Genomic DNA, 26,032 nt, shown 5'->3' on the forward strand with positions numbered 1-26,032 from the left:
GAACGCGGTGAAAACCGTGTGGACGGTATGGGTCGGACAGGCGACGCACGATTCGCCCGCGATCGGCCGGTACGGAACGCCGCCTCCCACTTCCCTCCGCCGTCCCCCCGGCCAAAGCGTGGTCAAATCACGCCCAAGTGTTCTTCCACCGTCGAATTGACCGCAGGTCAGGCACCCGTCTGCAAGCGCCGACGGCCTCCCGGACCCCTCGGTGCGCACCCGGAGCGACGAGATCGCAACGCTCGGTCGCCGACGAACCGTGGTCCGGACTCCTTGAAAACCAAACCGGAAGGTACGTATCTTACGAGCCCTGAGCAGCCCTACCCGCCCGCCACGGCCCTTCGGAGCGCTCCCGTGACCCAGCTTGCCTATCGTGCCCCCGCGCCCTCCCGCGCCGCTACCGGCCTTCCCCGCGGCCTCTCCACCGGGCTCTTCGCCGGCTTCTCCGACGACCTTCCGGACGACCTCTCCACCGGCATCCCCGGTTTCGGGCCCGCGCATGCCGACTCCGCCGCCGGGCTCGCCGACCGCCCGATCGGTGCGAAGCCCCGACTGACCACCACCGTCCCCAAGGAGTACGTCCACCGCGCCTGTCACGCCGAGGTCTTCCTGACCGGCAGTGAGCAGTTGAGCGACACCACGTTCACCGTCACTGCGCAGTGGCCGCGCGCCCACACCTTCTTCAGTACGCCGGACGGCACCCGGCACGACCCGATGCAGGCCGCCGAGACGATCCGCCAGACCGGGCTCTACCTCGCCCACACCCGCTTCGGCGTGCCGCTCGACCACCGGTTCATGATGTGGAACCTCGACTGCACCACCCACCCCCGGCGACTCGCCATCGGCGGCACGCCCACCGACCTCACCATCGAGGCCAGACTCGAGCCGCAGCCCAGAACCCGCACGACGATCGACTTCACCCTGACCATCACCATGCGCCGAGGCCCCCACGTCGCCGCGACCGGCCTCACCCGCTTCACCACCGTCTCCGACGCGACCTACCGTCGCCTGCGCGGCGCCTGCCGCAACCCCGACACGGACCGCACGGACGGCACTAACGGCACGGACCGCACCGACCGCACCGACGGGCCCGGCAGCCCCGACGGCGCGAGCACGTCCGAGCGGCTCATCCCCGCACAAGCCCCGGCCGGCCCGCCACTGCCGCCCGCCCGGGTCGGCCGACTGCGCCCCGCCGACGTCGTGCTCACCCCGTCCGACGAGCCCGACACCTGGCACCTCACGCCCGACCCGTGGCACCCGATCCTCTTCGACCACGCCATCGACCACATCCCCGGCATGGTCCTGCTGGAGGCCGCCCGCCAGGCCGCCAACGCCCTCACCTCCCCGGTCACGATCGCGCCGACCACCATGACCACCACCTACCACCGCTACGCCGAGCACGACGCGCCGACCACCGTCACCGCGTGCCTCACCCGCGCCGAGGACCCCGACGCACTCACCACCGTCGTGACCGGCCACCAGTACGGCGCCCCGATCTTCACCACGGTCATCACCGGCCGCCCGGAACACGGGTGAGGCACGGGCGAGCCACGGCCCATCCGCCGGACGGGACGTCCACATCGTGACAACGACCGGTCCCACCACCGGGATTGGCATCGGGCGAACACCTACGCGAGGATGAGCACCCTTTGGAAGGCTGTCACCGGGAGTGCACGATGAGTGAAGTCGCTTCGCAGCAGAACGAGTTGATCAGACTCGCCGACCGCCCGGGCGGCGCCGGGAAGAGCCTGCGGGTCCTCGTCCTCGGCCGGCACGCCCCGGTCACGCCGCTCGGACACGACCGGCTGGACTGCGAGATCGTCGCCACCGCCGAGGCGCTGACCGCCCGGTTCGCGACGGTCCTGACGGAACAACACCTCATCGACTGGGAAGCCGCCCTGGAGCGGCTCTCCCGCCGGGAGGCGGTCCGCTGGCTCGACGAGGAGCACGGGCCGGAGCTGCGGGTCGAGCCCGGCCGGCCCGGCGGGGTCTGGGTCACCGTCTCCGACGCCGAGGACTCCGGCGTGACCCTGCGCTTCATCCTCTCCCTCGCCCCCGGCTGGCTGGAGGAGCAGCACGCCCTCCTGAAGATCCTCCGGGAGGGCTACCCCGTCGAGGCCGTCGTGCACTCCCCCGACGACAACGACGCGCAGTAGGAGAGCAACTCCCGTTTCCTTGTCCTCAGTTGTGCGCGGCCGGCGCGAGCCTGCGCAGCGAGCGGTCGGGCAGGACGAGCGCGAGCAGGAGGGCGGCACCGCCGAGCATGAACAGCGCGAGGTGGTGCAGCCCCGCAGTGGTGGCGCCGTGGGGGAAGAACGCGGCATTGGCCGCGGAGGCCGCCATCGCGCCGAGGTACGTGAACGTGCGGAGCAGGCCCGCCGCGGAGCCGATCCGGGCCGGGTCGGCCTGGTGGTAGAGGGCGGCCTGGTTGGCCAGGCCGATGAGCCCCTGCGGGATCCCGGCGAGTATCCCGACGGCGACCAGCAGCCAGATTCCGCTCCCGGTTCCGACCAACAACATCGCCGAACACGCGGCGAGTTGGAGGCAGGAGCCGACGACCAGCTTGCCCCGGACGGCCGTGCTGCGGCCGGTGGCGGCGGAGACGGCGAGGGCGGCGCCGGAGAGCGGCAGCAGGACCAGTCCGGCGGCCGAGGGCGTGAGCCGGCGGCCTTCCTCCAGCCACTGGGTGTAGCCGTAGAGGAAGGCGTAGGAGGCGGTGTAGCCGAGGAGCTGGCGCAGGTAGGTGACGATCAGCGGGCGGTTCCCGGCGAGCGTCCGCAGGTCGATGAAGGGGTCGCGGACACGCAACTCCCGTGCGGCGAAGGCGCAGGCGGCGGCGACGGCGGCCGCCGGCAGGTACCAGTGGGCGGCCTGCGGCTTCATGAGGAAGAGCATCAGGGCGACGAGCATGGCGGCGAAGAGTGCGATCCCGGTGCCGTCCAGGCGGGCGGAGGTGCGCCGCGTGCGGGCCGGCCGCCTCGGCAGGCGGGCCGCGCCGAGCACCAGGCAGGCCAGCGACAGCGGCACGTTGACGGCGAAGACGGCCCGCCAGCCGCCGGCGCCGATCAGCAGCCCGCCGAGGGTGGGGCCGATGACGGCAACCGTCTGGTTGGCGACGGCCAGCGCGGTGAGCACGCCCGCCGGGCTGTCCCGCCCGGTCCGCGCGGCCTCGCTGCGGGTCAGGTGCATCGCGGCGGGATAGGCGGCCGACGTGCCGAGGCCCAGCAGCACGCGGGCGGCGATCAGCAACCCGAGCGAGGGGGCGAGCACGCCCAGCAGGCCCGCGACGCCGACCAGCGCCGTCCCGGCGAGGTAGAGGCAACGGGGCCCGTGGGTGTCGACCAGTCGCCCGATCACGGGTTGGCCGACGGCGGTCGCGAGGTAGAGCGCGGAGACGAGCCAGGCCGTCTCCGCGAGCGGGGCTCCGAAGGCGGTGCCGATGGGCACCAGGGCGACGGCGATCATCGAGGAGTTGACCGGGTTCAGCACCGAGCCGAGGACCATCGGGGCGATCAGCCGCCGGTCGAACTCCCCCTCCCGGCCAGGCCGTTGTCCACCGCGGGGTAGCGACCGGATCCGGGCGAGCAGCGCCGGCGCCTCCGGCACGGTGGCGCGCTCGGCGGACTCGCCGACGTCGGCAGGTATCTCGTTCACTCCGTCCACGGTAGGTTCATCAGCCTTGACTGTCCAGTCTTGCTGTACAGTTTCCCTGTGCAGTTTTGCTGCACAGTTTGCCCACCGGAACCGTCCACCGCCGCGCAACCGCCCCCAACCCCCTAGACCTCACCCGCTCCGGCACGACGGGCGACGCCTGGTCCGCCACCCTCGCCGGCCGGAAGGACGCCGGAACCGGCGCAGCCCGTTTCGGCGTTGGTGAGGACGGGAGGGAATCGACATGACAAGGAAGCCGTACCGGATCACGATCGCCGCGGTCGCACTGCTCGCCGCCGCCCCGCTGTTCACCGCGTGCAAGAACGCCGACCAGGCGCTCGACTGCGGGAAGCGGGCCATCAGCGTCACCGGCGACGTCCAGGACCTGGCCGACTCGGCGATCAACGTCGGGCAGATCACCGACGACAGCAAGCGGCAGCACACGCTCGACGCCCTGAAGAAGATCAGGGACGACGTCAAGAAGGTCCGCGAGAGCGGCAGCGACGGCAAGCTCGACAAGGCCACCGACAAGCTGTCCAAGACCATCGACGACGCCCAGAAGGCCGTGAACGACGGCAAGCAGCCCGACGTCGGCGCCATCGTGAGCGCCGCCGCCGACGTCACGACGGCCTGCGGCTCGTCCTGACGACCCGCGCCGACGAACACGCCGGGTGCGGCGGCAGCCCGCCGCCCACCCGGCCTGTCGCCGCATCCGGCCCCCGGCGAGGCGGTAGGAAGGGACGCCGGGGCCGCACCGCCCAGCGCCCCACCCGCAGCGCCCGTCCACGGAGGCACCAGGTGAACCACCCGATCCTCGCCCAGATCCAGCGACTGCGCGCCGAACTGGCGCCCGGCGACACCGCCCCAGCCCTCGTCACGGCCCTCGCCGACGGCCGGGCCCCGCTCACCACCCTCGCCGAACTCGCCGCCCAGCAGCACCGGATCATCACCTCCGACCGGCGCAGCCTGCTCCTCCTCGCCACCCGCTGCGCCGACCGCCCGGCGGGCGCCTGGTTCGCCACCCTGGCCGACGGCGAGAGCGCCGCGCTCCGCACCCTCCCCGCCCTCGCCTCGGCCTGCGGCCTCGACCCCGACGGACTCGCGCACCACCCGCCCCTCGCCGGCTGCCAGGCCTACCCCGCGTACCTCGCCTGGCTCGCCCTCAACGCGCGGCCGCCCGCGGCGGCCGTCGCCCTCGTCGCGAACTTCGCGGCCTGGGGCGGCTACTGCGCCACGATCGCCCAGGCCCTGCGCCGCCACTACGGCTTCCCGGACGAGGCCTGCGCGTTCTTCGACTTCTTCGCCCAGCCCGCGACCGCCCTCGAGGAACAGGCCGCCGAATCCCTCGGCCCGCACCCCCTCGACGACCACACCCTCGCCACGGCCCGCGAACACGCCCTCCTGCTCCAGGCCTACGAACACCTCTTCTGGAACACCCTGGCCACGCCCTCCTAGCGCTACGGCCCAGCGCTACGGGCCGAAGGCGCCCGCGAGGCTGGTCAGGACCGAACCGGACCAGTCGCTCTGCCCGAACACGCCGGCCGGCAGGGCGAGCACGCCGTACTCGCGCCGGAGCGTCTCCGCCGGGATCCCGACCGGGAAGAAGTAGTTGCCGGGAGACGTCCGGCTCGCCGCGGGAATCGCCCCGAGGACGTCGGCCGGCAGCCGCGCGAACAACCGCCCGGCCCATGCGGCCAGTTCGTCGGCGACCTGCCGGGGCACGTCGCCGTGCTCGGTCAGCAGGCGGTCGGCGAGGCTCAGTTGGGCCGGTGTCGGCGGGTCCGCCCGGAACGCCTCGGCCAGTTCGGGCTGCTCCGGACCCAGCAGGACCACGCCGAACGTGCGCGGCCACAGCCAGCCCTTGGTCACCGAATGCAGCAGGACCGCACGGCCGGTCTCCAGCAGTCGCCGCGTGCCGGCCGCGAACGGGGCTCCCAGGTCGTAGACGGCGTCGATCAGCAGACGGCGGTGCGGCGACTCCCGCAGCCACGAGATCACCGCGGCGCACTCGGTGTCGGTCAGGTACCGGCCGAGCGGCTTGCTGGGGTTGGCGAGCAGCAGGTATTCGGGCCGGTCGTCCGCCGGCGACGCCGGCAGGACCGGCGCCGGAAGCGTCGGGTAGGACCCTGGCTCCAGACCCGCGGCGCGGGCCAGCTCGAAGTACACCGGGTACACGTCGCCGGGCAGCCACAACCGCGCCCGCTCGGCGCGCAGCCGCGCGAACACCACCCCGAGGCCGTGCCGGACCCCGCGGGAGACCATGGCCCGGCGGGACCACTCCTCCGGCAGCCCGTACCGCCGCAGCCAGGCACGGGCGAGATCGCACCGGTACACCGTGTGCGGCTCGGCCGGCGGCTCCGGTCGCAGTGCCGCGAGCGCCCGGTACACATTGGTCTCGGCCGCGTCCAGCAGCGAGGGTTCGGCGCCGAGTTGCCGCTGCCGGAACTCCTGGAACTCGTCGAACCTCATGCGGGTGCTCCTTCCCGCACGATCTCGCTCGCCCGGTCCTCCAGGGAGACGTAGCAGCGTCCGTCCGCCAGAACGTTCCAGCTCCGCGCGGTCCCGGTGGTGCGTTCCCAGAGCAGGCTGGGCTCGGTGTACGCGGCGATCCGCATGGGCCGGCCCTCCCAGGTGCCGTCGTAGACCGGCGCGCCCCAGGGCAGCCGGCTCGACAGCGCAAAGCCGTGCTGCTCGGCGAACCGGGTGACGACGGACAGCGAGACCTGGTGCTGCCGGCTCCAGACGTTGGCCGCGCGCTCGAAGTAGAGGGACTCGGTACTGGTGGAGACGTAGAGCTCCTTGAAGCACACCTCGTCGACGCCGAGGTCCGCGGCCCACGAGAGGTAGTCGGCGACGCCGCTCGCGTCGGCCACACCGCCGTGTTGCAACACGCAGATCAGCCGCATCCGCAGCCCCGGCCAGCGCTCGCGCTCCGCACGCCAGGTCTCGACGACGGAGCCCACCGGCGTGCGCAGCGACATCAGCCGCTCGCTGACGGCGTCGTCCTGGTGGTGCCGGGAGACGGCCAGCACGCTCAGGCCCGCCGAGCTCAGGGCGGCCAGCCGGTCGGCCCGATCGGCGTGCTCGCCCTGCGCCAGGTTGTGCGCGTTGGTGATCAGGACGACCTTCGGGAAGGCCGCCGAGCAGGCGGACACCAGCCGCAGCTGCTGGTCGAACGGCAGCAGCGTGGGCTCGCCGCCCCCGGTGATCACCGCTCGCTCGGCACCCGCCGCACGGGCGCGCTCCAGCCAGGAGGTGACGCTGTCCCACGGCACCCGGGCCGGTGCCTGGTCGCTGGAGATCGAGGCCGCGGAGAAGCAGAACGAGCACCGGGCCTGGCAGGCGGAGGCGACCGGCAGGACCGAGACCGAGCGCGGCCGCAGCTCGGCGTAGGGTCTCCGGGCCGCCTCCTGCAAGTGCAGGGAGGCCGCCATCGCGTCCTCGACGGTCGTCGGGCGCAGGGTGACCTCGTCGTCCGCGTGGTCGAGCTCGTGGACGGCCGACAGCCGGATGCTCGCCTCGTGCAGTTCCATGCCGAGGCCGGTCCTCGTGTTGGGCACCAGCGCGTCGGGATCCACCGAAGTCTCCAGCACCAGCAGCCGGTCGCCCGGAACTGCCAGCCGCTCCAGCAGGCGCCGCGCCTTGCCGACGCCGATGCCCAGCTCCGCCCGGGTCAGCAGGTGGAACCGGTCCGGGTAGGTGCTCTCCGGGATCCCCGCCTTGCCGTAGGCGAACGCGTACTTGTCGAAGCCCCTCGCGAAGTTCGACAGCACGATGACGTGGAAGCGCTGGTCGCTGGATATCATCCCGTCATCATGCATGACCGGACCTCTCAGTCCGATTCCTCCTTCTGCAGGTGCAGGACGAGGAACAGCGCGAGGACCAGGTCGTCCGACAACGGTCCGTACCCGTCCGGCAGCTGCACCCAGCGCGGGCGCGCGCCGAGCCGGTCGTAGTCGAGCCTCATCGGACCCACCGCGCGCACGCGGTTTCCCATGTGGTCGGCTTCGAGGTCGTACGGGCCGATCCGGTGGAGCCGGTTGCCCATCCGGTCGTACTCGAGCGTCCAGCCCCCCGCGGTGCGCAGCCGGTTCCCCATCCGGTCGTACGTGAGCTCCACGTGCCCGACCCCCGCCAGCCGATTCCCGAGCCGGTCGTAGCGGAGCTCCCAGGCCCCGAGCGTCCGCGGCTTCGCCCCGAACCGCCGGTACCCGAGCTCCCGGTCCCCGATCGCCGTCAACAGACCGCCCATGCGGCTGTACACCAACTCCACCTGCATGCCGTTCCCCCCGAGACGCCCCACTGCAGACCCGACACGCTCCTCCGGGTCTTCTCCACCATTATGGAGTGGTGCGGGCGGGCGAGCGGTTCCTAGAGTTGCCCGATGCCTGCTCACATGGACCAGACCGCACCGGCCGCGCCGACCAACGTCGTGGGGGCGGGCCCGGTGTTTACCGATCCGCTCTGGCGGGTTCCCGTCGAACTCAGGCCCGTGGAAGTCGAGTTGCTTCGGAGCGAGCCGTTGCGGCGGCTGCACTTCGTCGTGCACGGCGGAGCCTCGACGATCAGTACGCTGCAGTCGTACTCCAGGCTTGAGCACACCCTCGGGGTACTCGCGCTGGTCGTGCGCTTCCGGCCCCGGGACGAGCTCCTGCGGGTCGCGGCGCTGCTGCACGACATCGGGCACCTGCCGTTGAGCCACACCTTCGAAGGCCTCGGCGGGCTCGATCACCATGCGATCGGCTCGCAACTGCTACGAGCCGAGCCGATCCGGGGTGTGCTGGAGAAGCACGGGGTCGATGCCGACGCCGTCGTCTCCCTGCTCGACGGGAAACCGCTCTCGCCGCTGACCGGGCGCTCGGGGCTGCTGAACCTCGACCACCTCGACTCCTACGCGCGCAGCGGTCGTGCCGCCGGGCGGCTCGACGTCGATCCGGCCGCGCTGCTGGGGCGGCTCGGGCTGGCGGACTCGGCGGTGTCGGCCGGCCGCGAGGACGCTGCCGCGCTCGTCGGGCTGGTCGCCGCGGAGGCGCGGCTCCACACCTCGTGGGACAACGTGGGGCCGGTCTCGGTGGTCCGGCGGCTGGCGGGCCGGCTGCTCGACGACACCGGGCTCGCCCCGGCGCGGGTCGCCCGGATGACGGATCACGAGTTCTGGTCCGCGCTCAACGCCTGCGCCGCCACCCGGACGGAGAGCGGCAGGAGCCGGTACGAGCCGCACCGGCTGAAGGTCACGATCGGGCACGCCCCCGACGACGGCACCGGGTGGGACTTCTCCCTGCGCAAGATCTACAGCTCCGCACCGCTGGTGGACGGCGAGCGGATCGAGACCGCCGCCCCCGAACTCGCGGACGAACTGGACGCCCTGCGCCTGCTGCCCACCGACTTCCACGTCCGGTGGAGCTGAGCGTCAGGAAGCCCCATAGCGCAGGAAGTCGGCCGGGCCGACTTCCTGCGCGGCAGGTATGGCCGCTCTCTCACGCCTGCCAGTGCGGCTTGCCGCTCACGATCCGGCAGGTGATCATCCGGCCGTTGGCGTCGTGGGTGCTCAGGCCGAGGTCGGCGTCGCGGCAGAACTGGCCGGCCGCGTAGCAGTTGCCCGCGTTGGAACGGATCTCGCAGCCGCCGCCACCGGCGGCCGCGGGCTGCTGGGGCTGCGGGTCGGTCGGCGGCTGGGCCGTCGTCACCTTGGGCTGCGGTTGCGGCTGCGGCGCCTTGGTCACCGGCGGCTTGCTCGCGGGAGCGGGAGCCGGAGCGGGCGCGGACACCGGTGCGTGCGTGGCGGGCGGGGCCGGCGGCTGTGCGGCGGTCGTCGTCGGTTCGGCCGCCGGCGTGGTCGCCGCGGGCGGAGCGGGAGGAGCCGAGGGTGCGGAAGTGGCGGGCGCGGCCGTCGGGGTGGGCGAGGTCGAGGCCTTGGCGCCGGCGTCCGCCGCCGAGGGGTCGCAACCCGTCAGCGCCAGGCCGACGGTGAGGACGAGTCCGGCGAAGGCCGCCAGACCCGCGCCCCGGCGGGCGCTGCTGCGGCCCACGCGTATCCGTGAAGGCATGAGGGGAGAACGCTCCGTTCCGATTCGGGTGAGGTGGGAGAGGTGAGCGAGTCAAGCAGAACTCCCTCACCGGCCGGGCACGGATCGCACACTCGTTGGCGGATCGAGACCTGCCGACTACCGAGCGTTGACCATCCCGGCCTCCCATCAGCCGCGCGCCCCTGAGCGCCTCGCGCATGCGCGCACGCCCCTCCACGCCTCCGCACCCCCCACGCGTCCGCCATTCGAACACCCCATCGCGCCCGAGCGGTGACGGCGCGGGGGTATAACGCCGGAGCACGGGGGGTTCCGGCATGTTCCTGAGGTCACGTCACGATCGCTACGGTCGCTCCAACCCCCACGCGAACCAAGGAGATTCCCCCATGCTCCGAATCCGTGCACTCGCCGCAGCCTGCGCGCTCGCCGCCCTCGCGCTCGCCGCCGCCCCCGCCTCCGGCGCCACCACCGGAACCGGCGCCGACGAACCGTCGATCGCCGCCGCCCTGGCCGCCCCCACCCGGCCGGTCGCCGCATCGCCCGCCCTCCTGCACGCGATGCAGCGCGACCTCGGCCTGTCCCCGCAGGCCGCGACCGACCGGCTCGCAGAGGAGGGCCGGGCCACCGCCGTCCAGTCGGCGCTGCGTCAGGCGCTCGGCGACCGCTGGGCGGGCGCCTGGGTCAGCGGGCCCGGCGCCACCCTCACCGTCGCCACCACCGACGCCTCCGCCGCCCGCGAGATCACCGCCCACGGCGGCACCGCCACCGTCGTCCGGCACAGCCTCGCCGCCCTCGACGGCGCGAAGAACGCGCTGGACCACGCCGTCGCCGCCACCACGCCCGAGGCCACGCCGCTCTGGTACGTGGACGTCACCGGGAACACCGTCGTCGTCCAGTCCACCGACACCGGCCGCACCGAGGCGTTCCTCCGGCAGGCGGGCGTCGACCGCGGCCTCGTCCGGGTCGAGCGCGCCGCCGAGGCCCCGCGGCCGCTGGCCGACCTGCACGGCGGTGACGCGTACTACATCGACGGCGCGGCCCGTTGCTCGATCGGCTTCCCGGTCACCTCGAACGGCCGGCCGGGCTTCGTCAGCGCCGGCCACTGCGGCCAGCCCGGTTCCAACGCGACGGCCTCCGAGGGCAGTTCGATCGGCACCTTCCAGGGCTCCACGTTCCCGGGCAACGACTACTCGTGGGTCCAGGCCGATTCGAGCTGGACGGCGCAGCCGCAGGTCAGCGACTACGCCGGCGGCGCGGTGACGGTCTCCGGCTCCACCGAGACCCCGATCGGCGGATCGATCTGCCGCTCCGGCTCCACCACCGGCTGGCACTGCGGGACCGTCCAGGAGTTCAACGCGACCGTCAACTACGCCGAGGGCACGGTCTACGGCCTGACCCGCACCGACGTGTGCGCCGAACCCGGCGACTCCGGCGGCTCGTTCATCTCGGGCAGCCAGGCGCAGGGCGTCACCTCCGGCGGCTCGGGCGACTGCACCTCCGGCGGCACCACCTACTTCCAGCCCGTCAACCCGATCCTGCAGACCTACGGCCTGACCCTGGCCACCGCCTGACCGTCCGTCCGTCTACCGGTGCGCCGCCCTCCCGCCGCAAGCGCGACGGGAGGGCGGCGGCGCCGGTCGCGGCCGGGATCAGTCCGCGACCCAGCCGCCCGTCATCGTCTGCACCGCCGAGCCGTCGAGGTCCGCCAGCTTGGTGCCGGCGAACGCCCGCGCCGCCGCCGAGGTCTGGATCCGGAACGCCGGGCGCTCGGCCGTCAGCGCCTCGACGACCGGCGCGGCGGCCTCCTCCGGCGTCTGCGCCTGCCCGAATGCCTTGAGCGTGCGGTCGACGTACGCGCCGAGGGCCGGGGCGTACGGGCCGGCCGCGTCGAGCAGGGCGGGCACGTCGATGGCCTGGTTGCCGATGAACTCGCTGGCCACCGCGCCCGGTTCGACCACGCTGACGTGCACGCCGACGGAGGCGGCGGTCGGGGCCAGCGACTCCATGAAGCCCTCGACGGCGAACTTCGAGGCGCAGTACGCCTCGTTGAACGGCTGGCCGACGACGCCGCCCACGCTGGTCACGGTGACGACCCGGCCGCCGCTGGCGCGCAGGTGCGGCATGGCGGCCCGGGTGACCTCGACGACGCCGAAGTAGTTCACCTCCATCGTGAACCGGACCGGCTCCATCCCGTCCTGCTCGATCGTGCCGACCCGCCCGGCACCCGCGTTGTTGACGACGGCGTCGAGCCGGCCGTACCGGGCGACGACGGCGTCCAGGCAGGCCGCGACGGACGCCGGGTCGGTGACGTCCAGCCGCTCGACCTCGACGCGCCCCGCGACGCCGGCCTCCTCGGCGGCGGCGCGCAGCGCACCGGCGCGGCCGGTGTCGCGCATGGTGGCGACCACGTGGAACCCGGCCCGGGCGGCGGAGACGGCGGCGGCGAGGCCGATCCCGGACGAGGTGCCGGTGATGAGGACGATCGGGGCGGTGGTGGTGTTCATCGATACCTCTTGCATCTGCTGGTGCGCCGACGGGGACGGGCTCCACGACTGTGTGCGTGTGCACGCACTCTATCGTTGTGTGTGCGCACACGCAAATACGTGCACGAATACCATCGGGTCGGTCACAACCGCGCTTCCGCCCAGTCAAGGTTTCGCCCTCTTCCGGGCGTGCCGGGCCGCGGGGCGTGATCATGGGCGTATGCAGTTCCGGCACGGCCACCGAACCGAGGACCCCGCCCCGGGCGACCAAGGCCCGTCCGCCACGCCCGAGCGCCGGTCCGCGACGGCGGCAGCGGCGACGACGACGGGCCTCGCCGCGCGCTCCGGCCCGGTGACCGGGAGCGACGGGCCGGACCTCCACCGCGACGTCCTCGCCGCCGCCCCCGTCGCGGTCGCGCTGCTCGACGCCGACCTGCGCTGGGAGTACGCCAACCCCGCCTTCACCGCCGTCACCGGCCTGCACCCCGCCGACCTGCTCGGCCACCCCGCCCACGCCACCGCCTTCGCGGGCGCCACCGCCGCCCTGCGCCGCGTGCTGGCCGACGGCCGCGACCGCGAACAGGTCACCGGCGGCCCCGACGCCCCGGGCGCGCCCGTCCCGCCCGGCCTGCGCGTGCGCTACCGGCCGCTGGAGCGCGCCGGACGGACCGCCGGCGTCGTCGTGGTCGTCCTCGACGACCCCGGACCGGCCCGCGAGCAACTGCACGAGCTCGAACGGGCCCGCGCACGGCTCGCCCTCCTCGACGCCGCCGCCGAGCGCATCGGCACCACCCTCGACGTCGACACCACCTGCGCCGAGCTCGCCGCCTTCGCCGTCCCCCGGCTCGCCGAGTTCGTCACCGTCGACGTCCTGCCGCCCGAGGCGACCGCCGACCGAACCGGACGGGGCGGCACCCAGCGGTTGCACCGCGCCGCCGCCGAGTCCGTCCTGCGACTCCAGGCCGCGCTCGACGAACTGCCCCGGCCGGGCGAGTCCGTCCGCCACCGCGAGGGCTCCCCCGGCGCGCGCAGCCTCGCGGGCGGCGTCGCCGTGCTCACCGACGGAGCGGACGCCGCCGCCGGCCTCGCCTCACTGCTCCTGCTGCCGCTGACCGCCCGCGGCCACGTCGTCGGCCTGATCACCCTCGGCCGCACCGACGCCGTGCCCGCCTTCACCCCCGACGAGACCGAGCTGCTCGGGGACCTGGCCGGCCGCGCCGCCACGAGCATCGACAACGCCCGCCGCTACACCCGCTCGCAGGGCATCGCGCTCGAACTCCAGCGCGCCCTGCTCAGCGAGCCCGGCAACCCGCACCAGAACCTCGACCTCGCCTCCCGCTACCTGCCCTCCGGCACCACCTCGGTGGTCGGCGGCGACTGGTACGAGAGCGTCCGGCTGCCGTTCGGGCGCACGCTGCTGGTGATGGGCGACGTCATGGGCCACGGCGTGGAGGCGGCGGTGGACATGAGCCACTACCGCTCCACCCTGCGCGACGTGGCCGGGATGGACCTGCCGCCGCACCGCATCCTGCGCCAGCTCGACACCGTCATCTCCGCCAACGACTCCGCCCGCCCGGCGACCTGCCTCCTCGTGCTCGCCGACCCCAGCCGCGGCCGCTGGACGCTTTCCAGCGCGGGCCACCTGCCGCCCGCCCTCATCGCCCCGGGCCGCGCCACCGAGCTCCTGCGGATCCCCACCGGCCCGCCGCTCGGCACCGGACTCGGCGGCTACGAGCAGGCGACCCACCCGCTCAGCCCGGGCCAGACCCTCCTCCTCTACACGGACGGCCTGGTCGAGCGCCGCGGCGAGGACATCGACGTCTCGCTCGCGCGGCTCGCCGACCTCCGCCTGCCCGCCGCGGGCGAGCTGGACGACCTCCTCGACGCGCTCCTCCACTCGATCGCGCCGGCGGCGGCCGAGGACGACATCGCGCTCCTGGCCGCCCGGCCCCGGCCGCGCTGAGCCGACTGCCCCGCTAGAGCTTCGCGAGCGCCTGCTCCAGGTCCGCCCACAGGTCCTCGGGGTGCTCGATGCCCACCGCGACCCGGACCGTCCCCGCGCCGATCCCGGCCGCCGCCAACTCGGCGTCCGACAGCTGCCGGTGGGACGTGCTGGCCGGGTGCAGCACCAGCGTGTGCACGCCGCCGAGCGACGGCGCCAGCGAGGCCAGCCGGACGGACTCGGTGAACGCGCGGGCCGCCTCCCGCCCGCCCGCGAGGTCGAACGCGAGGACGCCGCCGTGCCCCTCGGGCAGCAGGCGCAGTGCCAGCCCGTGGTCGGGGTGCGCCGGCAGGCCCGGGTAGTGGACGGCGGTCACCGCCGGGTGCGCGGCGAGGCGGCCGGCCAGGTCGAGGGCGGTGTCGCAGTGGCGGCGGACCCGCAGCGCGAGGGTCTGCAGGCCGCGCAGGGTGAGCCAGGCGGCGAACGGGTCGGCGGTGGCGCCGAGTTCGAGCGCGTGGTGCCAGACCTTCTCGTGGAGCTCCCGGTCGGCGAAGACGGCGAGTCCGGCCAGGACGTCCGAGTGGCCGCCGAGGTACTTGGTGGCCGAGTGGATCACGATGTCCGCGCCGTGCTCGATCGGCCGGCACAGCAGCGGCGTCGCGAAGGTGTTGTCCACGACGGTGACGACCCCGGCCGCCTTCGCCGCGGCGATCAGGCCGGGCAGGTCGGTGACCCTCGTCGTCGGGTTGGAGATCGTCTCCAGGTGCAGCAGCCGCGTGTTGGGCCGCAGGGCGGCCGTCACCTCGGCCGGGTCGTCGCCCCCGACGTGGGTGACCTCGACGCCCCAGCGCTCGACGAGGTCGGCCAGCGTCGCGAACGTCCCGCCGTAGAGGCTGCGCTGGGCGATCACGTGGTCCCCGGAGCGCAGCAGGGCGAGCAGGACGGTGTTGATGGCGCCCATCCCGGAGGAGGTGGCGAGCGCGCCGGTGCCGCCCTCCAGGCCGGCGACGGCCTCCTCCAGCGAACGGACCGTCGGGTTGCCGTTGCGGTTGTAGACGAACCCGCCGTCGGGGCCGCTGAAGGCCGCCACGAGGGCGTCGCTGGAGTCGAAGGCGAACACGTGGCCCTGGTGGAGCGGCACGCCCATCGGGCGGCTGCCGTTCACCTCCACGACGGGCGGGTGGACGATCCGGCTCTCGGGGCGCAGCGTGCGGTCGAAGTCGCTCATGCCGCCATCCTGGGGCCGGACGACCGCGCCGCCCAGGGCCAATCGCGATCAATTGGCCCTGGGCGGCGGGGTGCCGGCGGGCTGTCGGCGCGGTGGGGCGCTCAGCGGCGCCGGCTGAAGATCCGCTTCACGAAGTAGATGATGCCGATGATCAGCAGCACGAAGAGCAGGATGATCAGGATCACCACGACCAGCAGGAACTTGCCGAGCTTGGCGAAGAACCCGGACTTCTTCTTCTGCTGGGACTGGGGCGCCGCGAGCCGAGCCGCCGACTGCGAGCGCTCGGCGACCGTCACGGTCGGCACGGCGTGCGCGTCCGCCGAACCGGCCGTGGACTGACCAGCCGTGGACTGACCGGCCGTGGACTGGGCGACCGCCACAGCGCGCGGTGCCGCCGCCGCGGGCGCGCCCGACGCCACGGCACCGAGGCCGAGGGCGGCCAGCAGCGCCACCAGGGCGCCGGCCATCGAACGTGCGATCCGCTGAGTCATCGTGCTCCTCGTACTTCGGCGCCCGGGTCCTGCCCGGGCGTCAACCAAGGAGAACGACGACGCATCCGGGCCCCGGGGTTCCCGTCCGGCGGCCGGAAATCGCGGACGTGCGCCCCGGAACGGAATCCGGAGCACACCCCTCCCCCGTCTTCCCCGCCCCCGTCTGCCCCGTCTGCCCCGGCGTCAGCGCCTGGTGCCGCAGGACGGGCAGAACGCCGAACCGTCCGGCACCTCCTTGTGGCAGCCCGCGCACTCGGACGGCTGCGCGAGCCGGTACCCGCAGCCCGGACAGAACGGCGTGCCGTGCGTCTCCGCCGAGCACTGCGGGCACACCAGCTGCCGTCGCGCGTTCACGTCGAACTCCGCACCGGACTGCTGGCCGACGCTGTAGGCGCGCTCGGACACCATGTCGTTGAGGCCGCGCCGCTGCGCCACCATGGCCTCGGCGGCGGTGTCCGGGGCGCAGTTGTGGCACAGGCCCTGGCCCGGGTCGAAGCAGCGGCCGCACACGTAGGTGGTGCAGCGGGCGCAGCGGTTGAAGTGCGTCTGGGCGTTGGTGATCGCGCGCTGGAACGCGGCGTCGCGCGCGCTGCCCCAGGTGTGCCCGGCCAGGCCGTCGGCGGCGTTGCTGATGGTGTTGGCGTTGCCGCCGATGAGGTTCCAGGCGGCGCTGACGCCCTTGCCGATCCACCCGGCGACCTGGCCGGTGGTGAACGCCTCGAACGGCGAGCGCCAGGTGTCGGAGCAGCGGTAGCAGGAGAATTCGAACTGGAAGCCCGCGCCGGTGCCGTACTGCTCGCACATGTCGCGGTAGTTGCTGCTGAAGTAGATCTCGGAACTCACGTCGTCCCCGGAGAGGTGGAGTGGCAGGTGGGTGGTCATCACGTCGACCGCGCCCGAAGCGACGTTCGCACGGACCGGGGCGGTTGCGCCAGGTCCCGCAGGCCGGTTGCAGCACGACCAGGGCCGAACCGTGACATTCGCCGGCCCCGGGATACCTCCTGCTCAGGCCGCGGTCACAGCCCCGCCGCCGGGAGTAGCACCACGCGCGACGGGTCGAACCGCTCCCAGCCCGCCGGGCGGCCGCTGCGGGTGACCCGCAGGCGGCACCAGCGCTCGCCGCCCGCGTCCTGCCACCAGCCGCTGATCCGGCCGAGCCGCCAGGAGCCGTCCGGGAGGTGCACCTCGACCGGCTGGTACACCCACTGGACGTCCGGCCCGTCCGGCTCCCCGCCGTCCGCAGGACTGCGCCGACTCTCCACCACGGTTCCGCCTCCCGGCCCGGACGTGGCCGGCGGCCTCCCGGGTCGGGCGGCCACGCGACCAGGCGTGCAGCTCACCCGTCGAACTCTACAGGCGTGTAGAGCAGCGCGGGCGGGGTTCCGCAGACCCGGGCAGGCCTCAGCGACGCGCCCGGCGCCGGCGCCGCCACAGCGTCAGCGGCACGGCGGCGACCAGTGCCGCCGCGCCGGGGGCGGACGGCGCCTCCAGCGGCGACCGCGGGGCGGCCGGCGCGGCGAGGCCCTTCTGGTCGAAGGTGTCGGGCACCGGCAGGGTGCTCCAGTGCGAGACGGGCCAGGCGACGACGAAGGCCCGGCCGACGACGTCGTCCACCGGCACGAAGCCGTCGCCGGTCTCGTTGTGGTGCGGCCGGGAGTCGCGCGAGTTGTTCCGGTGGTCGCCCATCACCCACAGGTGGTCCTTGGGGACGGTCACGGTGCCGACCGGGTCGTTGTCGCAGGGCGCGGAGCCGGGGAAGATGTACGGCTCGTCCAGCGCGACGCCGTTGACCTTCACCGGGCCGCCCTTCTTGCACTCGACGGTGTCCCCGCCGACCGCGATCACCCGCTTGATCAGGTCCTTCTCGTCGGCCGAGGGCATCAGGCCGACGGTGCTCAGGACCTTCTGGACGGTGCCCATCACGGAGTCGCCGGACTGCTTCGGCGGGCCCTCCAGCCAGCCGCCCGGATCGCGGAACACGACGACCTCGCCGCGTTCGGGCTTCGCCCCGAACCAGGGGGTGAACTTGTCGACGAGCACGCGGTCGCCGATGTCGAGGGTCTGCTCCATCGAGCCGGACGGGATCGAGAAGGCCTGGACGAAGAAGGTCTTGATGCCGAGCGAGAGCAGCAGGGCGATCACCAGGAGGATCGGCAGCTCCTGCCAGAAGGGCCGCTTCTTGCGCTCCTTGCGCCGCCTCCCGCCCCCGCTCCCGGCCCGCTCTCCGGCTCCGCCGCTGTCCCCGGTCTCCGTGCTCTGCTGGACACTCATCTCCTCGGCCCCTCCCGATGGCCTGCGGGAGTCCGGAACGGAAAGCCCCCGCTGTCAGGAAACGAACCTACCGAACAGAGGTTCCCGGGCGCGCCCTGACGTGGATGCGCTCGCCCTGCGGCCCGAACAGGCTGAGGAACTCCACGGGCTGCGGGCCGGCGTTGCCGAAGGCGTGCGGGGTGCGGGTGTCGAACTCCGCGGCCTCCCCGGCACCGAGCTCGATGTCGTGCGGACCGAGCAGCAGCCGCAGCCGGCCGGAGAGCACGTACAGCCACTCGTAGCCCTCGTGCACCTTCAACTCCGGCCCGGGCCCGGTGCCGTGCCCCGGCGGCATGATGTGCTTGTAGGCGTGCAGCCCGCCCAGGTGGCGGGTGAGCGGCACGATGGTCTGCCCGTTCCTGGTCACCGGCCGCGGGTGGATCCGCGGGTCGCCGGTGGCCGGCGCGCCGACCAGTTCGTCCAGCGGCACCCGGTACTCGCGCGCCAGCGGCAGCAGCAGTTCCAGCGTCGGCTTGCGCTGGCCCGACTCCAGCCGGGACAGCGTGCTGAGCGAGATGCCGGTGGCCGCCGCCAGCTTGGCCAGCGTCGTCCCCCGCTCCCGCCGCAACGCCCGCAGCCGGGGGCCCACCGTGTTCAGGACGTTCTCGAGATCCGCGTCGTCGGCCATACCCGCCATTCGCCGCCACGGCAACCCGGTTTGTCAAACCGGCACAGCGGGGACGGCGGCGGAATCCTTCCTCCGCGCCCACGCCGAGGAGCCCGGTGACGGACGGAGCGTCACCGGGCCCTCGTCCGGACGTGTCAGCGGTACTCGCGCAGGCGGGGGCGGACACCGACGGCGACCAGGACGAGCGCCGCCGCCAGGACGACCGCGGCCAGGGTCGCGGTGGTGCCGTCGAGGGCGTCGTCGGTGTCGGCGACGGCCGCGTCCATGGCGCGGGAGTTGACGTCGATGGTGTCGCCCATGGCCTTGCTCAGCTGGTCGAACTCGTAGTTGGACTGGCCCTTCGAGAGGCCGGTGTTGAGCGTCACCGCGTCCTTCAGCTGGCCGGCGTCGTGCAGGACGCGGATCTTGTGGTCCACCTGCTGGTAGGACCGGAAGGCCGCCAGCACCCGCTCGGCCGCGTCCCGCTCGCCGGGGAAGGTGATGTTGTTGAGCTCCGTCCCGAGGTAGCCCCCGAACGGCACCGAGCGGTCGGCCAGGTGCTTGGCGGCGGCGGTCTCCAGCCGGCCGTCGTAGTCGGTGACGGTCGCGCCGTCGAGACGGACGACCGCCTGGCTCTTCTCCAGGTAGGTCCGCTGGTACGTGGCCGCGAGCACCGGGTCGGCGAGGTAGCGGCTCTCGTCGGCGTTCATGTCGTAGGCGACGGCGCGGGCCCGGCTGAGCGCGATCACCGAGTCGTAGGCGTTGCTCTTGGCCGTCACCAGGTTGCCGTCCGCCGTGGAGACGAGGTGCAGGCCGGCCGCGAGCACGACGGCGGTCACCAGGGTGACGGCCGCCAGCGCCGGGTTGACGACGCGGTGGTAGCGCACGGCCAGCGTCCGCTGGAGCGCGAACAGCGCGACGAGCGCGAACAGGCCGACGGCGGCCAGCTCCCACCAGCCGCCGTCCAGGTCGGAGCGCTGCTGCGCGTAGACGTGGTCGACGACCGCCTCGTTGGCGGCGGTGACCTGGTCGGCGGCCGGGAGCAGCTGCTGCCGCAGCAGGTCGGTGGCCTGCCGGTAGGCCGTGAGGGCCTCCTCGGAGGGCTTGCCGGCCGGGGCCTTGGCCTGGTCCTCCAGCAGCTGGGCGCGGGCCACCAGGGCCTCGTAGCTGCCGAGTTCGCCGAGGACGCGCTGGACCGCGCGCTGCGAGGCCGAGTCGTCGGCGGCGGCCTGGGCGGCCTGCTGGAGGTCGTCGTCGGCCTGGGCGCGACGCTGCTCGTAGGTGTCGAGGGTGGTCCGGTGCAGCGCCGTGTAGTCCGGGTCGGCGCCAATCAGCAGCAGGTTGGCGGCCTGGGCGTCCATGTCGCTGAGCGCGAAGTAGAGGTCGGCGGCGCGGGCCGCCTGCGGGGCGGCGCCGTGGCCGATGGTGTCGGTGCCGTCACGGGCGCCGCCGAGGACGCCGGTGGCGGTGGCGCCGAGGCCGAGCAGGGCGGCGAGGCTCAGCGCGGTGAGGCCGCGGACGAGGCGCGGGGTGGTCCAGTAGGCCCGGCCGCCCATCCGGCGGGCGCCCTGGCGGAGTCGGTGGCCGAGGCCGGTCGGGAGGTGGTGCGGGACGCGGGGGGCGGCGGGCTTCGGCGGCGCGGCCGCTGGGCTCCCCTCCCCGGGGTCGGAGCCCGCCGCGGAGCCCGCCGGGGCGCCCGCTGAGGCGGCCTCCTTGGATGTGGCCGTTCTGCCCTTAGCCGCCGTCGTCATGACCGTACGTCCTCTTCCCCGTTGTACGGTCCGCGGGACCTCCCCTTCGGGGCCCGCGCGGAACCGTTTCCTCTCCGCCGAGCGACGCTGTTTCCGCGCCGTCGACGATGAGACTCCTCCCGACGCCTCCTTGGCACCGCCGGACGCCGATCTTGACGAACTCTTAGCGCCGTCGGCCCTTGGGTGCAGGCGACGTCTGCGATCCGGCGGTGTCCCGGCCAGGCGGAGCGCCCGTCCGTCGGAGCCGGCCGCAGGAACGAGCGGGGCAGCTGCACGAACGAGCGGGGGCAGCCGCACGAACCGCACGAGCCCCGTGCCTGCACGATCGTTTCCCCGTGGCGGTTCGCCCCGGGGGCACTCGGCGGCGACCCGGCGCGCGCGTCAACAGGCGCCCCAGCAGCGCCCGTTCACACCACCGATCCGTTACGCGCGCACCATCGCCCAACTACGCTACGTCGCATGACTTCTTCGGAGACGGCCCCCGGGCGGGGCACGGCGGTGGTGATCGGCGGTGGACTCGCCGGAACGGTGGCGGCCTGGGCGCTGCGCGGCTACGCCGAGCGGATCGTGGTGGTGGAGCGGGACCACTACCCGGCGGAGCCGCAGTTCCGCGCGGGTGTCCCGCAGGGACGGCACGCGCACCTGGTGCTGGAGGCCGGACACCGGGCACTGGAGGAGATGATGCCCGGCATCAAACAGGAGTTGACGGACGCGGGCGCCACCCGGGTCGCCGCTTCGGGTGATCTGCGCTGGCTCAGCTCGGCCGGCTGGATGGCCGACTACCCGGCGCAGGTGGCCTTCCTGTCCTGCACCCGGCCGGTGATGGACAAGCTGATCCTGGACCGCGTCCGCGCCGCCCCGTCGATCGAGTTCCTGGAGGGCACCGACGTGGTCGGGCTGCTCGGCTCGGCGCACGCGGTGACCGGCGTCAAGGTCCGCGAGCGCGGCCCCGAGCGCGGCGAGGTCCAGGAGATCCCGGCCGAGATGGTCGTCGACGCGACCGGCCGCTCCACCGGGGTCGCGGGCTGGCTGGCGGAGCTCGGCTGCGCGCCGGTGCCCGAGGAGCGGGTGGACGCCGGTGTCACGTACACCTCGCGGCTCTTCCACCGCCCGGCCGGCGCCGGCGACCTCGGCTGCAAGGCGATCTACCTGCAGACCAAGGCCCCGGACGCGCCCCGCCTCGGCGTCCTGCTCCCGGTCGAGGGGGACCGCTGGATCGTCAGCCTGGCCGGCATGCGCGGCGCCGAGCCCGAGCCGGGCGAGGCCGGGTTCGACGGTCAGCTGGCCCGGCTCCGCGACCCGGCCATCCGCGACGCGCTGCGCGAGGCCGAACCCGCCGGCGAGGTCCGCGGCTTCGTCCCCGGCCCGGGCGTGCGCCGCCACTACGAGCGCCGCTCGCCGGAGGGCCTCGTCGCGATCGGCGACGCCCTCTGCACGTTCAACCCGGTGTACGGGCAGGGCATCACGGTCTCGCTGCTGAGCGCCCGAGAGCTGCGCCGCGCGGTGCTGCGGCACGGCGGCATCGGCCACGCCGCCGCGCGCGACGCCAGGCGCGGAGTGGCGGCGGCGTCGAAGAACGCCTGGGTGATGTCCTGCACCGAGGACGTCCGCTTCGCCGCGACCACCGGCGGGCCGTCCGGGGCCATGATGAAGGTGCAGCACGCCTTCCTGGACAAGGTCCTGGCCGCCGCGACCCGCAACACCGCGGTCACGGCGGCCTTCCACGAGGTGATGTCCCTGGTCTCGCCGCCGACCGTGCTGTTCCGCCCGGCGCTCCTCGGCGCGATCCTGCGCGGCTGACTCCGGAGTCCCCTTCGGAGCCGGCTCCGGAGGGGACTCAGCCTTCCAGGTGGGCCGCGACGTACGGGACGGCGACCTGGTCGACCCCCCGGTTCCGCCCGAAGGCCGGGTGGACGTTGACCTCGAAGACCACACCGCCGCTCTCGGCGGCGAGGTCGACGCCCGCGAACGGGAGGCCGAGGGACTTCGTCGCCGAGACCGCCAGATCGGCGATTCCCGGCGGGAGTTCGTCGACCTCCAGGAGCGTGGAGACGGCGCCCTGGACCTCGTTGCACGGCGCGTCCGGGTCGGCCTGGACGTGCTCCGTCGCACGCAGGACCCGGCCGCCGAGGACGACCACCCGGTACTGGTGGCGCTGCCCGTCGGCGGTGAAGTTCCGGGCGTCCCCGGCGATCAGCCAGTCCGCCCCGAGGGCCGCGTAGTGCCGTGCGGCGGCGTCGAGTTGGGCGCGGGTGGTGACATGGAAGACGTCGTCGCCACCCATGCCCACGCACGGCCTGGCCCAGACGTCGCCGCCGAGGCGTTCGAACGCCTCGGCGGCGGCCGCCGGGCTCGGCCGGGACAGCGCGATCGTCGGCATGTGCGGCACGCCGTCGCGGGTGAAGCAGGCCACCGTGACGTCCTTCTCGGTGGCCGCGCGCCAGGCCGCGGCGTCGGTGCCGAGCGAACGGACGCCGTGGACGCGCAGCAACCGCTGGCAGTGCGCGAACGCAGGGCGCCGGTGCGGCGGGATCTCGTAGACGACCACCGTGTCCGTGGTCACGGCGCGACCGTCCGCCTCCAGCCGAACGAGGCCGTTGCCGCCGGCCTCGATGCGGCCGGTGCCGCCGAGCCCGTCGGCGTCGTCCGTCATGAAGTGCCGCGCGTCCACCAGGACGGGTTCCCGGCCGGTCAGCCTCCGGACGGCGGTGGCCATCGCGTCCCGGGTGCCCTCGGTCGAGCCGTGGTCGGTCAGAAGAACGAATTCTCGTCGGCTCATGCCGTCATGGAAGCGATGCGGGCGCGCACGGGACAAGGAGGCCTTGTGCGCCATTCACGCGTCGCGGTGGCCGAAATCGCATCCGCCGTGAGCCCGCTCCGGCCCGCCGCCGTTAATCCGGATGCGGGCCCCCGCCCGCCCGGGTACCCTCGGCCCCATGTCCACGCCCCGAATTTCCTAGCTGACGGACCCGCCTCCACGCCACCCGTGTGTCCGTTCGCTGTTTCGGAGCGTTATCCCATGATCACCACCCGTGGTGTCGACGTGCGCGTCGGCGCCCGTCTCCTCCTGTCCGACGTCAGCCTGCACATCGCCCCCGGCGACCGGATCGGCCTGGTCGGCCGCAACGGCGCCGGCAAGACGACCCTGCTCGCCACGCTCGCCGGCGAGCTGGCCCCCGCCGCCGGCACCGTCACCCGCACCGGCGCGGTCGGCTACCTCCCGCAGGACTCCCGCGCCGCCGACCCCGCCGTCACCGTCACCGACCGCATCCTGTCCGCCCGCGGCCTCGACGCCGCCGTCCGCGCCCTGCGCACCGCCGAGGAGGCGATGACGCTGGCCGAAGGACCGGCCGCCGAGCGGCGGGCGATGGACGCCTACGTGCGGGCCGAGGCCGCGTTCCAGTCGCGCGGCGGCTACGCGGCCGAGGCCGAGGCCGCCCGGGTCGCGGCCGGGCTCGGGCTGCCCACCCGCGTCATGTCCGGCCCGGTCGGCGCGCTGTCCGGCGGCCAGCGGCGCCGGGTCGAACTGGCCCGGATCCTGTTCGCCGACCACGGCACCCTGCTGCTCGACGAGCCCACCAACCACCTGGACGCCGACTCCGTCACCTGGCTGCGCGGCTTCCTGGCCGGCCACCCCGGCGGGCTCGTGCTGATCAGCCACGACATCGGCCTGGTCGCCGACACCGTCAACCGGGTCTTCCACGTCGACCCGCAGCGCGCCACGATCGACGTCCACAACACCGGCTGGCGGGCCTACCTCACCCAGCGCGAGGCCGACGAGCGCCGGCGCGCCCGCGAGCGGGCCAACGCCGAGCGCAAGGCCGCCTCGCTCAACGCCCAGGCCGACAAGATGCGGGCCAACGTCGCCACCGCGACCGCCGCCCGCAACATGGCCCGCCGCGCCGACCGGATGCTCGCCGACCTGGAGCCCGTCCGCCAGGCCGAGCGCGTCGCCCGGATCCGGCTGCCCGAGCCCGAACCGTGCGGCCGCATGCCGCTCGGCGCGGTCAGCCTCGCCAAGGCCTACGGCGGCCGGCCCGTCCTCGGCGGACTGGACCTCGCCGTCGACCGCGGCTCCCGGCTGGTCATCCTCGGCCTCAACGGCGCCGGCAAGACGACCCTGCTGCGGATCCTGGCCGGCCACGTGACCCCGGACTCGGGCCGCGTCGTGCCCGGCCCCGGCCTGCGGCTCGGCTACTTCGCCCAGGAACACGACACCCTCGACCCGGCGCTCACCGTCCGGGACAACCTCGCCCTGGCCGCCCCCGCCCTCACCGACGGCGAACTGCGGCGCGTGCTCGGCGCGTTCCTGTTCAGCGGCGACGACGCCGACAAGCCCGCCGGCGTCCTGTCCGGCGGCGAGAAGACCCGCCTGGCGCTGGCCGGACTCGTCCACTCCGGCGCCAACGTGCTCCTCCTCGACGAGCCCACCAACAACCTCGACCCGGCCTCGCGGGCCGAGGTCCTGGGCGCCGTCGGCACGTACCCGGGCGCGATCGTGATGGTCACCCACGACCCGGGCGCCATCGAGGCCCTCCGCCCGGACCGCGTCCTCCTCCTCCCGGACGGCGACGAGGACCTGTGGAGCGACTCGTACCTGGACCTCGTCGGCCTCTCGTGACGCCGGCGCCCGGCGGCCCCGGTCCCACGACGGACCGGGGGCGCCGGGCTCGGGGTCACTCGGGCTCGGAGTCACTCGGGCTCGGGCCTTGCGGGTTCGGGCCCTGCCGGCTCAGGCCTTCCGGGCTCAGGCCTTCCGGGCCTCGATGAGGAAGCGGGCCGAGTGCGCGACGAACGGTCCGTCCGCACGGATCAGCGCGTCCAGTTCGCGCAGGCGCTCGTGGCACGCCTCGACGGTGAAGCCCGGGACCATCCAGATCACCTTCCGCAGGAAGTACACCACCGCGCCGACGTCGAAGAACTCCATCCGCAGCCGCTCCGAGCGCAGGTCCACGACCTCCAGCCCGGCGGCCCGCGCGGCGGCGCTCTCGTCCTCGGGGCGGCGGCTCCTGCGCGCCTCGGGCTGCGGGCCGATGAAGTACTCGACCAGCTCGAAACCGGAGGCCGGGCCGACGTGCTGCGCGAGGTAGGTGCCGCCGGGCCGCAGCACCCGGGCGATCTCCGCCCAGTGCGCCTTCACCGGGTGCCGGCTGCTGACCAGGTCGAACGCCCCGTCCGCGAACGGCAGCGGCGGCTCGTCCGGGTCGGACACGACGACGGCGCCGAGCGGGTGCAGCAGCTTCGTCGCCCGCGCCACGTTCGGCGGCCACGACTCGGTGGCCACCATCACCGGCGGGAAGTTCCCCGCCCCGGCCAGCACCTCACCGCCGCCCGTCTGGACGTCGAGCGCCGCGTCGACCCGCGCCAGCCGCTCGCCCAGCAAGCGCTGGTAACCCCAGGACGGCCGCTCCTCGGTGGCCCGCCCGTCGAGCCAGGAGAAGTCCCAGCCGTCCACGGACACCGCTGCGGCCTCACCGATCAGTTCCTCGAAGGTGCGCATGCCCGTATCCTCGCCCGCACGCCTCCGCCGGGCCAGCCGGTCGCGC

General features: G+C 74.0%; 24 protein-coding genes. 9 read left to right on the forward strand and 15 right to left on the reverse strand.

What is annotated here, in order from left to right; all coding sequences use genetic code 11:
• Positions 1–354: 354 nt before the first annotated feature.
• Positions 355–1,536, forward strand: coding sequence for a ScbA/BarX family gamma-butyrolactone biosynthesis protein (locus ACFVSN_RS03030; RefSeq protein ID WP_387590570.1), 1,182 nt, complete (start codon positions 355–357; stop codon positions 1,534–1,536).
• Positions 1,537–1,676: 140 nt separating this feature from the next.
• Entirely contained in the window at positions 1,677–2,156 is a 480-nt protein-coding gene (locus tag ACFVSN_RS03035) for a DUF5959 family protein (RefSeq protein ID WP_387590567.1), read from the forward strand.
• Between the two features lie 25 nt (positions 2,157–2,181).
• Here ACFVSN_RS03035 and ACFVSN_RS03040 read toward each other — a convergent pair whose 3' ends face one another.
• Entirely contained in the window at positions 2,182–3,588 is a 1,407-nt protein-coding gene (locus tag ACFVSN_RS03040) for an MFS transporter (RefSeq protein ID WP_387590628.1), read from the reverse strand.
• 307 nt (positions 3,589–3,895) lie between these two features.
• On the opposite strand from ACFVSN_RS03040, the gene ACFVSN_RS03045 reads away from it, so the two are divergent.
• Positions 3,896–4,297: a hypothetical protein gene (locus ACFVSN_RS03045; RefSeq protein ID WP_387590564.1), complete on the forward strand. Its 402-nt coding sequence runs from the start codon at positions 3,896–3,898 to the stop codon at positions 4,295–4,297.
• Positions 4,298–4,449: 152 nt separating this feature from the next.
• Positions 4,450–5,106 carry an iron-containing redox enzyme family protein gene (locus ACFVSN_RS03050; protein WP_387590561.1) on the forward strand — a complete coding sequence of 219 codons (657 nt, stop codon included), beginning with the start codon at positions 4,450–4,452 and terminating at the stop codon, positions 5,104–5,106.
• A 15-nt stretch (positions 5,107–5,121) separates the two neighbouring features.
• Here the strand turns inward: ACFVSN_RS03050 and ACFVSN_RS03055 are convergent, their stop codons facing one another.
• Genes ACFVSN_RS03055 through ACFVSN_RS03065 form a run of 3 tightly spaced genes read right to left on the reverse strand, consistent with a single transcriptional unit; the run spans position 5,122 to position 7,930 of the window.
• Entirely contained in the window at positions 5,122–6,120 is a 999-nt protein-coding gene (locus ACFVSN_RS03055; protein ID WP_387590558.1) for an aminotransferase class I/II-fold pyridoxal phosphate-dependent enzyme, read from the reverse strand.
• Entirely contained in the window at positions 6,117–7,457 is a 1,341-nt protein-coding gene (locus tag ACFVSN_RS03060; RefSeq protein ID WP_387590555.1) for a radical SAM protein, read from the reverse strand. Before ACFVSN_RS03060 ends, ACFVSN_RS03055 begins: the two co-directional genes overlap by 4 nt.
• A 26-nt stretch (positions 7,458–7,483) precedes the next feature.
• Positions 7,484–7,930 carry a hypothetical protein gene (locus ACFVSN_RS03065; RefSeq protein WP_380442530.1) on the reverse strand — a complete coding sequence of 149 codons (447 nt, stop codon included), beginning with the start codon at positions 7,928–7,930 and terminating at the stop codon, positions 7,484–7,486.
• Between the two features lie 105 nt (positions 7,931–8,035).
• Here ACFVSN_RS03065 and ACFVSN_RS03070 point away from each other — a divergent pair, with 105 nt between their 5' ends.
• A complete protein-coding gene (locus tag ACFVSN_RS03070; RefSeq protein ID WP_387590551.1) occupies positions 8,036–9,058 on the forward strand; it encodes an HD domain-containing protein in 1,023 nt (340 codons plus the stop codon).
• Between the two features lie 70 nt (positions 9,059–9,128).
• On the opposite strand, the gene ACFVSN_RS03075 is transcribed toward ACFVSN_RS03070, so the two are convergent.
• Complete coding sequence (locus ACFVSN_RS03075) at positions 9,129–9,680, reverse strand: hypothetical protein (protein ID WP_387590548.1); 552 nt, start codon at positions 9,678–9,680, stop codon at positions 9,129–9,131.
• Between the two features lie 380 nt (positions 9,681–10,060).
• Here ACFVSN_RS03075 and ACFVSN_RS03080 point away from each other — a divergent pair, with 380 nt between their 5' ends.
• Positions 10,061–11,245, forward strand: a complete 1,185-nt coding sequence (locus ACFVSN_RS03080; RefSeq protein ID WP_387590545.1) for a S1 family peptidase — start codon at positions 10,061–10,063, stop codon at positions 11,243–11,245.
• 78 nt (positions 11,246–11,323) lie between these two features.
• Here ACFVSN_RS03080 and ACFVSN_RS03085 read toward each other — a convergent pair whose 3' ends face one another.
• On the reverse strand, positions 11,324–12,178 hold the full coding sequence (locus ACFVSN_RS03085) for an SDR family NAD(P)-dependent oxidoreductase (RefSeq protein ID WP_387590542.1): 855 nt from the start codon (positions 12,176–12,178) through the stop codon (positions 11,324–11,326).
• A 199-nt stretch (positions 12,179–12,377) separates the two neighbouring features.
• On the opposite strand from ACFVSN_RS03085, the gene ACFVSN_RS03090 reads away from it, so the two are divergent.
• The gene (locus tag ACFVSN_RS03090) at positions 12,378–14,120 is read left to right on the forward strand and encodes a SpoIIE family protein phosphatase (RefSeq protein WP_387590539.1); all 1,743 of its coding nucleotides are present in this window, start codon (positions 12,378–12,380) and stop codon (positions 14,118–14,120) included.
• A gap of 13 nt (positions 14,121–14,133) precedes the next feature.
• Here ACFVSN_RS03090 and ACFVSN_RS03095 read toward each other — a convergent pair whose 3' ends face one another.
• The 7 genes from ACFVSN_RS03095 to ACFVSN_RS03125 form a co-directional block, all read right to left on the reverse strand.
• Positions 14,134–15,327, reverse strand: a complete 1,194-nt coding sequence (locus tag ACFVSN_RS03095) for a trans-sulfuration enzyme family protein (RefSeq protein ID WP_380490893.1) — start codon at positions 15,325–15,327, stop codon at positions 14,134–14,136.
• A gap of 101 nt (positions 15,328–15,428) precedes the next feature.
• Positions 15,429–15,818 carry a hypothetical protein gene (locus ACFVSN_RS03100; protein WP_387590535.1) on the reverse strand — a complete coding sequence of 130 codons (390 nt, stop codon included), beginning with the start codon at positions 15,816–15,818 and terminating at the stop codon, positions 15,429–15,431.
• A 183-nt stretch (positions 15,819–16,001) separates the two neighbouring features.
• Positions 16,002–16,700 (reverse strand): zinc ribbon domain-containing protein, encoded by a 699-nt coding sequence (locus ACFVSN_RS03105; protein WP_387590533.1) that lies wholly within the window; start codon positions 16,698–16,700, stop codon positions 16,002–16,004.
• A gap of 134 nt (positions 16,701–16,834) precedes the next feature.
• Entirely contained in the window at positions 16,835–17,083 is a 249-nt protein-coding gene (locus tag ACFVSN_RS03110; RefSeq protein WP_329931473.1) for a hypothetical protein, read from the reverse strand.
• A 136-nt stretch (positions 17,084–17,219) separates the two neighbouring features.
• Positions 17,220–18,089, reverse strand: a complete 870-nt coding sequence (lepB, locus tag ACFVSN_RS03115; protein ID WP_387590529.1) for a signal peptidase I — start codon at positions 18,087–18,089, stop codon at positions 17,220–17,222.
• 67 nt (positions 18,090–18,156) lie between these two features.
• Positions 18,157–18,756, reverse strand: a complete 600-nt coding sequence (locus ACFVSN_RS03120) for a helix-turn-helix domain-containing protein (RefSeq protein WP_380445766.1) — start codon at positions 18,754–18,756, stop codon at positions 18,157–18,159.
• A 134-nt stretch (positions 18,757–18,890) separates the two neighbouring features.
• Positions 18,891–20,486, reverse strand: coding sequence for a MerC domain-containing protein (locus tag ACFVSN_RS03125; protein WP_387590526.1), 1,596 nt, complete (start codon positions 20,484–20,486; stop codon positions 18,891–18,893).
• A 459-nt stretch (positions 20,487–20,945) separates the two neighbouring features.
• Between ACFVSN_RS03125 and ACFVSN_RS03130 the strand changes: the two genes are divergently transcribed.
• Positions 20,946–22,286, forward strand: coding sequence for an NAD(P)/FAD-dependent oxidoreductase (locus ACFVSN_RS03130; RefSeq protein ID WP_387590523.1), 1,341 nt, complete (start codon positions 20,946–20,948; stop codon positions 22,284–22,286).
• 37 nt (positions 22,287–22,323) lie between these two features.
• On the opposite strand, the gene ACFVSN_RS03135 is transcribed toward ACFVSN_RS03130, so the two are convergent.
• Entirely contained in the window at positions 22,324–23,265 is a 942-nt protein-coding gene (locus ACFVSN_RS03135) for a RimK family alpha-L-glutamate ligase (RefSeq protein WP_387953606.1), read from the reverse strand.
• Between the two features lie 240 nt (positions 23,266–23,505).
• Between ACFVSN_RS03135 and ACFVSN_RS03140 the strand changes: the two genes are divergently transcribed.
• A complete protein-coding gene (locus ACFVSN_RS03140; RefSeq protein WP_380445771.1) occupies positions 23,506–25,107 on the forward strand; it encodes an ABC-F family ATP-binding cassette domain-containing protein in 1,602 nt (533 codons plus the stop codon).
• Positions 25,108–25,233: 126 nt separating this feature from the next.
• Here ACFVSN_RS03140 and ACFVSN_RS03145 read toward each other — a convergent pair whose 3' ends face one another.
• Entirely contained in the window at positions 25,234–25,986 is a 753-nt protein-coding gene (locus ACFVSN_RS03145) for a class I SAM-dependent methyltransferase (protein WP_387590516.1), read from the reverse strand.
• Between the last annotated feature and the right edge of the window lie 46 nt (positions 25,987–26,032).

Origin of the sequence: Kitasatospora sp. NPDC057904 (assembly GCF_042887925.1) — a bacterium.
Taxonomy (GTDB): Bacteria; Actinomycetota; Actinomycetes; order Streptomycetales; family Streptomycetaceae; genus Kitasatospora.